This is a genomic window from Promicromonospora sp. NPDC060204 (genome assembly GCF_042728455.1).
In the GTDB taxonomy this organism is placed as follows: domain Bacteria; phylum Actinomycetota; class Actinomycetes; order Actinomycetales; family Cellulomonadaceae; genus Promicromonospora.
In genome coordinates this window covers 1-6017 of the sequence record NZ_JBHWZO010000332.1, presented here as the reverse complement: position 1 = coordinate 6017, position 6017 = coordinate 1, and the positions used below count along the sequence as shown (strand labels likewise).

Sequence of the window (6017 nt, the reverse complement as noted above, 5' to 3'; positions counted from 1 at the left end):
CTGAGGTGTATTAGAGACAGCCCGCGGAATTCCGCGGGTCCGGGCCTCTTCGTGTCCTGGTGACCAGAGGGGGTCGCGCCCCCGGTCAGTCGAACTCCGCGAACCGGTCCAGGAGGACGTCGTCGGTGCCGGCCTCGACCGCGACCCAGAGCTCCAGCGCCGGGATCGCGGACCCCCCGCCGTCGTCGTCCTGCGCGACCCACGGCCTGCCCACCGACGGGTTCTCGCTCGTGCCGTCCGGGTCGGGTGTGTAGCGCCAGCGAGCGTCGCGGTGGATCCGTGCGACCTCGCCCAGGTACCAGATCGCGCCCTGCACGAGGTCGTCCTCGATCCGGGCGTCCAGGGCCTCCGCGGACGGGATCCGCAGCCGGATCACCTGCGCGAGGGGAACCAGCGACGCCGGGCTGAAGTCGAGCTCCTCGGCCCGCCCGGTGTCCGCGGACCATGCGTCGAACCCTTCCCGGCGCGTGGTGAGCCAGCGGGTGAGCCAGGGGTCGGGCAGGTCGTCCGCCCCACGGGTCGGCAGCGCGGGCAGGTCGGCGCGACGCGGTTCCCAGCCGTCGTCGTCGGCACGGCGCCGGGCCGCCTCCGCCAGGACGCGTTCGTGCTCGGTCGCCCAGACGGCGCCGGTGCGGCGGGCCGCGGCGTCGAGGACGAGAGGCATCGGCGCGACCGTCCCGCCGGCGTCGAGGACGGCGACGGGCAGGCCGGAGCCCTCGTCCCACGACCAGGCCCCGCCGCCGGCCGTCAGCAGCGCTTCCCCGAGGTACCCGCCGAGCGCCTCGACGAGACCCTCGCGGGGAGCGGCGTCCCGCGTCTCGGTGAGCAGGAGTTGTTCGAGGTCGTGCAGCGACGCCGCGGAGTGGTCGAGCGTCGTGCCGGACCCGGCGACGAGGTCCTGCAGCCCGTCGAGCATCGGGCCGATGTGGTCGAGCCAGTGGGCGAGGCCCTCGTCGGGCGTTGTCTGCATGCCGCCACGGTAGGCAGGTGGACGCCGCCGTCGCCACGGAATCCCGGACGCGCCGTCATCCCAGCCGCACCGTCCCATTTTGACTTTTGTCGCGCTTGTGCTAGTTCGGTGCGTACGTTGGTGCCGCCATGCGACGTCCGGCTCGATGGTCGGACGGGCCCATCGTCCTGGAAGGAGTCATCGTGTCGTTGACGACCGATGCTCGGAAACGGCTACCGGCGGTCCTCCTGGCTCTCGCACTGACCTTCTCGCTGGTGACGATCCCGCAGGCGGAGTCTGCCTCTGCCGCACCGCTCACGGGGAAGCTGTGTCGTGACGTGTTCAAGCTGCCCAAACCCACAGGCCCGCAGCGGACCACGATGCCCGACCCGGCGGAGATCGCCGCGCTCGGGGACCTGCCCCTGGACTACGTGAACCCGGCCGAGCCGGTCCGGAACGCCGCGCTGCCGAGCGAGGATCCGGCGAAGGTGCGTGCGGAGTACGGCACGAGGTACCGGGGGAAGAGCGTCGGCACCGAGACGCACCTGTTCGCGCGGTGGAACGCCTGGCTCGACAAGCACCCGGAGCTCAAGACGAGGGCGCAGATCAACGGGGCCTTCGACGGGTGGCGCACCAGCTACGTCACGGTGCACGACAACAACGCGCGGGGGCACGCCCTGCACAAGCTCGTGGTCGAGAAGCTCGGGCTGACCGGCGACGACTGGCTGTGCGAGAAGACTCTCGGCCCGAAGGGCCAGTCCGTCCGCGTGGACATCGTCCACAAGAACACGAGGTTCGCCATCGAGGTGAAGGCGGGGTCGGGGCACACCCCGGACCAGCTGGCGAGGTACAAGGCCCTCGTCGACAACAAGACGCTGAAGAGCACGACGTACGTCCACGGCAAGGCGCCGGACAAGGCCACCAGCGAGGCGCTCAAGAACGCCAAGATGGACTCGGCCCCGATCAAGGTCAAGCCCAGGATCACCAACATCCGGCCCACCTTCCCGGGCGGGTGCGTCTCCGGTATGAGCGTGGTGCAGCCCACCGCCCGCTGCGCGCCCGGCCCGATGGACCCCAGCTCGAAGGGCCAGAACAGCAAGGTGCAGGACCTGGCCAAGCAGACCGGCCGGACCCCGGCGGAGGCACGGCGCTACCAGAACCTGCCCCGTGAGCTCGGCGCGCGCGACTGGGGATACCGGCGGCCGGGCGGGATCGACTGGTCGACGCTCGAGCTCAGCTACCTGGAGGTCGACCCCGGTACGGGCGACGTCGGCTACTCGTTCCAGGCGGACGACAACCCCGACGAGGCCGCGAACCCGTCCTTCGGCGGCGAGGAGACCCTGGACCTGAGCTCGGACGCGTTCTACACGTGGCTCGCCCTGCCCGACGAGGTGTTCTGGGTCAACCTCAACCCGGATCACCCCGACCAGGTGACCGACCCGGTGTTCGCGGACACCAAGGCCGCCCGCGTGCTCCTGGAGGCCGACCTGGAGATGAAGCGCGACTTCACGCGGCTGACCAACCCCGAGACCGAGGCCGGTGCGGCGTACTGGGACTCGTTGCGGACCAACCCGGACGGCAGCGTGTGCTGGCCTTCGACCCGCCAGTGGATCTACGCCGCCCCGGCCAAGGTCCGCCAGGAGGGTGACCGCCTGTACATCCTGGATGCCCCGATGAGCGTGGGCAAGGAGCGGATGGAGTTCACCAACTATCCCCCCGGCCAGGAGCCGTGCACCGCGAGCGACGAGATCATGGACCACAACTTCCGGATGGCGCAGGAGCACCTCGCCCCCGTGGTCGAGCAGCTGATCAACACCGACCCGAAGTACGCGGACCTGCGCAGCGTCTACCGGGCCCGGGTCGCCGCGGCGTGGGTGAAGCAGCGCAACGAGGCGAACCCGGGACCGTACGACGCGATCATCGACTCCGGGGACGTGTCCCTGTGGCCCGAAGGGACCGACTGGGAGACCAAGGACGTCTGGGACGACATGATGGAGAACGACTGGACCCGGGTCCAGTTCGAGGTCACCCGGGAGGAGATCGTCAACGGCGAGCCGTATACCTGGACCTACCCGATCTACGGTGGCGTCGAGCTGGACAAGTCGCCCAGGAAGCAGACGCCGACCGCGGAGTTCCGTCGCGACCACCCCGAGCTGCCCCGGACCGTCCAGGAGTCTCGCCTCGACATCGTGGGCTACGGGGACGACGACGCGTTCGTCGGCGGTGGCACGGCCCAGGAGCCGATCGAGCAGGAGCCCACTCCGACTCCTACCCCGACGCCGACGCCTACGCCGACTCCGGACGACCCGCCGGCCCGGAAGGAGCCGCCGCTGGTGGCCACCGGCTGATTCCGGCAACGCTGATTGCCGGCAACGCTGATTCCGGCAACAGAGCGCAGGCCGGCCCGTCGATGCGGGCCGGTCTGCGCCGTTTCACGGTCCCGGTTAGGTAACGGCCGTCGAGCAGTGCGATGGTGATGTGCTCTCACCGTCGAGGTTCGTGGATGATGACTGCTCATGGACGCCAGAAAGCCGCTGTCGGGTCTCTACGCCCCGATGCCCGAGGTGGGCACGAAGAAGTTCTGCGTCTTCTGTCGCGAGGCGGTGACCCTGGAGCAGGCGGCGTCGGGGTGGCACTACTGGACGGCGTTCGGCGACCCGGTGGACGGCGGCCGGCACTGCTACGGCGGCACGATGGGCAACGTCCACTCGCCGGCTCTGCGCACGCTGCACCTGCCGCTGGCGGAGTCCGAAGACCTGAAGTGGGCCTGGCGGTACTCGCCGGAGGGCGAGGGCCGGTTGCAGTAGCGCGCGCCCGCGCCCGGCTAGCGCGCCCCCGCGTCCGGCGTCCGCGCCCCCACCCGCCGGCCTAGAACGGCCAGATCAGCGGCACGTACCACACCGCCGCCGCGAGGAACACGAGGGCCAGCGGCAGGCCGAGGCGCCAGTAGTCCCCGAACCGGTAGCCCCCGGGCTGCAGCACCATGAGGTTGGCCGGTGTCGCGATCGGGGTGAGGAACGCGGCGGCCCCGACCACGGCGAGGGCCATCATGAACGGCTGCACGCTCACGTCGAGCGTCTGGGCGAACGACACCGCGACGGGCGCCATGACGAGCACGGTCGCGACGTTCGAGATGAACTGGCCGAGCACGAGCGTGAGCGCGCACAGCACGAGGAGCGCGAGGTACGGGGAGCCGCTGCCGGTGAGGCGCAGCACGACGTCGGCGATCGCCTCGGCCGCCCCGGAGGACACGAAGGCCGCGGACAACGGGATGAGCGCGGCGATGAGGATGACCGTGTCCCAGGAGATCGCGCGGAGCCCCTGGGGGACGGTGAGCACCCGCAGCAGCACGAGCGCCCCGGCCGCCAGCAGCCCGACGATCACCGGAGGCACGGCGCCGGTCGCCAGGAGCCCGATCGTCGCGACCAGCACCCCGAGGCAGCGTTTCCAGCCGGGCCCGAGCGGCACGCTCCGCTGCAGGGCCTGCGACGCGTCGACGGCGATCACGTCGGGTGACCGGGTGTACCGGTGCAGCGCCTCCCACGGCCCGCGGACCAGCACGGCGTCACCGGCCTGCAACGACAGCGGTCCGGACGAGGCGGAGCCGTCGGGACCGCTCGACGAGTCGCTGCCCCGGCGGAGCGCGACCACCACGAGATCCTCGTTCCGCGTGGTCATGCCCGGGCTCACGCGCCGCCCGATCAGGGACGAGCGGGGCGCGATGAGCACCTCGACGACCCCGGTCGCGCCCGTGAAGAGGCGTGCCGCGTCGAGCTCCGCGGCGTAGCTCTCCTGCCACGAACGCACCCGTTCCCGCGGGTCGGCCGCGACGTCGACCAGGTGCTCCGGCGCCCGCTCCGGCAGGAGGCGCTCGCCGACGGTCACCACGAGGAGCATCGTGACCAGGACGAGCGGGAGGCCCACCAGCGCGAACTCGAAGTACCCGAACTCCCGGCCGCCCGCCTCCGCGGCGACCTCGGAGACGATCACGTTCACCGGGGTCCCGGTCAGGGTCAGCATCGACCCAGCGCTGGCGGCGAACGCCACGGGGATGAGCATCCTCGACGGCACGATGCCGGCCCGCGCCGCGGCGACGACCGCGACGGGCAGGAGGGCCGCGACGGCCCCGTTGATGCTGATGACCGCCGCAAGGACCGCCGTGCCGCCGACCATCGTCGCGAGCAGCGCGGCGCGCCCGAGCGAGGCGCACCGTTCCAGCTGCGTCCCGATCCACGCCGTGATCCCCGTGGTCTGCAGGGCCTCACCGAGCACGAACAGCGTGGCGATGAACACGACGATCGGGTCGCTGAAGCCGGACAGGACCTCGCCCAGGGGCAGCACCCCCGTCGCCCACAGCGCCACCGGGACGAACAGCGCCACGACCACGAGCGGCACCCGGTTGGTCGCGAAGCCGAGCACCGCCAGCGCCAGGATCACGAAGGTCGCGACCAGGGGGTCGATCATGAGCTCCACGGGCCCCATCGTCGCATCTGGCCGGTTCACCCACCGCGCGCTGGTGGCGCCCCGGGCCATGCGCCACGGCGTGACGGCGAGCGAGCTGCGCGACGAGATCTACACCCACCCGTCCATGACCGAGGCCCTCAACGACCTGTTCGCCAGCACCTCCGGCCGGTCGAGAACCCGGTCGAGGCCCCGGCGTGATCACCGCGGGACGGACCCAGCGACGACACGGCGCCGAGGGCTAGCTCGACCGCTCAAGGTAGTGCAGCTGACCTCTGTCGACGCCGTTCGGGTAGACGAACAGCCGGTCGGCGGAGTTGATCCAGAGCTGGACGTTCGCGTAGGGGAGAGCGTCGCCGCCCTCCTCGATCAGGAGCATGATCGCGTCCGTCTCAGGCCCCGTCAGGTCCCAGGTGCCGGTGAGACGGGGCTCGTCCGTGTTGTCCGGGCCGTCGTCGTTGTCGAGCACGTCCACGGGAATGCCCGACAGCTCGAAGCCGCCGTCGTCGTGCAGGGCCAGCACGCCGCCGTCGGAGTCGGTGAACGTGGCGGCGAAGTCCTGCGCACGGTGGTCCGGACCGGTGCACGCGGCGACCACCGACACGAC

General features: G+C 71.3%; 5 protein-coding genes. 2 read left to right on the top strand and 3 right to left on the bottom strand.

All coding sequences use genetic code 11. From position 1 onward, the window contains the following. Positions 1–85: 85 nt before the first annotated feature. Entirely contained in the window at positions 86–970 is an 885-nt protein-coding gene (locus ACFWEJ_RS26400) for a hypothetical protein (RefSeq protein WP_377232143.1), read from the bottom strand. Between the two features lie 317 nt (positions 971–1287). Between ACFWEJ_RS26400 and ACFWEJ_RS26395 the strand changes: the two genes are divergently transcribed. Both ACFWEJ_RS26395 and ACFWEJ_RS26390 read left to right on the top strand, forming a co-directional pair. Beyond that, on the top strand, positions 1288–3297 hold the full coding sequence (locus ACFWEJ_RS26395; protein ID WP_377232142.1) for a hypothetical protein: 2010 nt from the start codon (positions 1288–1290) through the stop codon (positions 3295–3297). Positions 3298–3465: 168 nt separating this feature from the next. Continuing rightward, complete coding sequence (locus ACFWEJ_RS26390) at positions 3466–3756, top strand: hypothetical protein (RefSeq protein WP_377232141.1); 291 nt, start codon at positions 3466–3468, stop codon at positions 3754–3756. Between the two features lie 61 nt (positions 3757–3817). On the opposite strand, the gene ACFWEJ_RS26385 is transcribed toward ACFWEJ_RS26390, so the two are convergent. Both ACFWEJ_RS26385 and ACFWEJ_RS26380 read right to left on the bottom strand, forming a co-directional pair. Next, positions 3818–5413 carry an SLC13 family permease gene (locus tag ACFWEJ_RS26385; protein WP_377232144.1) on the bottom strand — a complete coding sequence of 532 codons (1596 nt, stop codon included), beginning with the start codon at positions 5411–5413 and terminating at the stop codon, positions 3818–3820. Between the two features lie 238 nt (positions 5414–5651). Next, positions 5652–6017, bottom strand: a 366-nt coding sequence (locus ACFWEJ_RS26380; RefSeq protein ID WP_377232140.1) for a hypothetical protein, incomplete at its 5' end; no start/stop codon positions are given.